Genomic DNA, 2,905 nt, shown 5'->3' on the forward strand with positions numbered 1-2,905 from the left:
TAATGTTTATCAAATAGATAAATACCGAGCAGATTATTTTTCTGTATAGAGATTAAATTATACATAATGCGTAAATACTATACTTGACTATACGTAAGCGTTTAGAGGCGCCGACAAAAGGTAGCGAATGCCGAGATTCCCCATTACCTGCACCATTACTTGTAAGATGAATTTTGCGCGCAGATAGAAAATGGAGAGGATTAAGTTGTGGAAGCTAACCCAGAAAACCTGCAAACATTACGTGGACAAGTTGCGATTATTACAGGTGCGTCAAGAGGAATAGGGCGTGCAAGTGCGCTTGAACTGGCATCTTTAGGAGCGAACGTAGTCGTTAATTACGCAGCCTCGAATACTGCTGCTGATGCAGTGGTTGATACAATTACTGGTGCAGGAGGAACAGCGGTTGCTATCAAAGCCGATGTTTCGTCTGTTTCAGAAGTGGAAGCATTGTTTAATGGCGTAATGGAAAAATTTGGGCGCGTTGATATATTGGTGAATAATGCGGGGATTACGCGCGATACATTATTACTGCGAATGAAGCCTGAAGACTGGCAAGCTGTAATAGACCTAAATTTGACAGGAGTCTTTTATTGTACTCGTGCAGCCAGTAAAATTATGCTCAAACAGCGTTCAGGAAGGATTGTTAATATTACCTCAGTTGCTGGACAAATGGGCAACCCTGGACAAGCAAACTATAGCGCAGCAAAAGCTGGTGTAATTGGCTTTACAAAAACAGTCGCCAAAGAATTAGCATCGCGCGGTATAACAGTTAACGCAGTTGCTCCTGGTTTCATTGATACCGACATGACCAACAAACTCAGCAACACAGAAGAAATACTCAAATTTATCCCACTCGCGCGTTTTGGTAAACCTGAAGAAATAGCTGGGATGGTACGTTTCTTAGCATCTGACCCAGCTGCTGCCTATATTACCGGACAAGTATTTAATGTGGATGGTGGAATGGTTATGGCTTAAAGAGTGCTGAGTAAAAAGTGCTGAGTGCTGAGAGATTACGTACATAAATGGTGTAGTTAAGATATCTTAAAGAGTGCTGAGTAAAAAGTGCTGAGTGCTGAGTAGTTAATTCAAACTCAGCACTCAGCACTCATGACTTTACTCGCATAGAAGCTGCTCGGATACGCTGCCAGACGGTAAAGGCTAAAAGTAGAACAATGCTAACTGTAGTAACAGCTATTTGTAATAAGGTTAGGTGCTGAAAGTGCATGGCTAATAAGTTGGAGACCAAAGCAATTGACCATAAAGTGAATGCTGCATGACGCTGTGATAAACCCCATGCTAGTAAACGATGGTGCAAATGGTCTTTACCGGGAGTATTCATTGGATTTTTACCCGCCATTAACCGCCTGATAACTACTTGGGTTGTGTCAAGTACTGGTAAAAGCAAAAATAAGACTGGAGGTACTAACGCGAAAATTGTCGATGCTTGAAGTCTTCCTAATATTGCTGCTGCTGCTAGAACGTAACCAAAAAAGTAGGCGCCTGCGTCTCCCATGATGATACGCGATGGATGGAAGTTGTGCCGTAAAAAACCTAGCGCGGCTCCTCCCAAGGCGCCTAAAACTAATGTTGCAGCAGCACGGTTCGGAAATTGCGCTGATACCGCAAGCAAACTCATCGCAGTAATAAATCCAATTCCTCCCACTAGTCCATCCATACCATCCATTAAATTGATGGCGTTGGTAATTCCTACTACCCAGAGTACGGTAAGTAAAATCGAGAGGGTTTCGTCGAAAGGTGTACCTATAGTAACTTGAATAATAATGCCGTTGGCGACAAGTAAGAGCGCCGTCAGTACTTGGACTAACATCCGTACAGACGAAGGTAAACCGAACTGGTCGTCAATAAAACCAACTAAAACAAGGATTGAACCTCCTAATAAAATCGTTAAGACCTGTATTAAAACATTTTGAACCTCAATTGGTCGCAATAAGCTAGCTAATACCATCGCGGCAATTACGCCTGTGTAAATAGCTAACCCTCCTGCATTTGGTAATGGTTCTCGGTTGAGGCGCCGCGCGTTTGGTTGGTCAGCCCAGCCAACCCGCAGGGCAAATTTCCGAACTGTGGGCATAAACCGCCATGTAACAATCCAAGCCAACATGAAGGTAAACACTACTGCCAACCAGCCGGAGCCGCGAGGTTCGGCAATTCCGAGAGACTGGAGAAATCCGTTAATATTCATCTCCCGACCCAATAACTAGTGGTAATGTCCGTTCTGGACAACTGTATATTAATCATTTTTTTTTAATTTATCTGTATGTAACCTAGGGAATTACCCAATTGACGGTTTTCACTCCTTAGCACTCTTGAGCATTGAGTGCTAAATTGTCTAATGTAAGAATTTAATCCTTATAATATGGCGAAGATTGTAGCATTCAGCGATGAATCGAGACGAGCGCTAGAGCGAGGTATCAATTCTCTAGCGGATGCAGTCAAAATTACATTAGGTCCAAGAGGACGTAATGTTCTCCTAGAGAAGAAATTTGGAACTCCGCAAATTGTCAATGACGGTATTACCGTAGCTAAAGAAATCGAGTTAGAAGACCCTTTAGAAAACACAGGCGCGCGTCTAATACAAGAGGTGGCCTCGAAAACGAAGGATGTTGCTGGTGATGGCACCACAACTGCTACTGTCTTAGCACAAGCAATGATAAAAGAGGGTTTACGAAACGTTGCTGCTGGCAGTAATCCAATGTCAATCAAGCGAGGTATTGACAAAACAGTAGAGGCTCTTGTACACGAAATTTCCAAGATTGCTAAACCTATTGAAGGCAGTGCTATCGCGCAAGTCGCTACTGTTTCTGCGGGTAACGACGAGGAAGTCGGCGCCATGCTGAGTCAAGCGATGGAGCGAGTAACAAAAGATGGTGTAATAACCGTTGAA

3 protein-coding genes are annotated in these 2,905 nt (G+C 43.3%); 2 read left to right on the top strand and 1 reads right to left on the bottom strand.

The genetic code is table 11. The features are described from left to right. Positions 1-207: 207 nt before the first annotated feature. Positions 208-975, top strand: a complete 768-nt coding sequence (fabG, locus tag AC2JBO_RS44265; protein ID WP_496959968.1) for a 3-oxoacyl-[acyl-carrier-protein] reductase — start codon at positions 208-210, stop codon at positions 973-975. A 130-nt stretch (positions 976-1,105) separates the two neighbouring features. On the opposite strand, the gene AC2JBO_RS44270 is transcribed toward fabG, so the two are convergent. Continuing rightward, entirely contained in the window at positions 1,106-2,203 is a 1,098-nt protein-coding gene (locus AC2JBO_RS44270; protein ID WP_496959969.1) for an MraY family glycosyltransferase, read from the bottom strand. A gap of 174 nt (positions 2,204-2,377) precedes the next feature. Here AC2JBO_RS44270 and AC2JBO_RS44275 point away from each other — a divergent pair. Continuing rightward, positions 2,378-2,905, top strand: a 528-nt coding sequence (locus AC2JBO_RS44275) for a TCP-1/cpn60 chaperonin family protein (protein ID WP_496959970.1), incomplete at its 3' end; no start/stop codon positions are given.

Source organism: Calothrix sp. CBUCES-K 9914 (assembly GCF_059640475.1).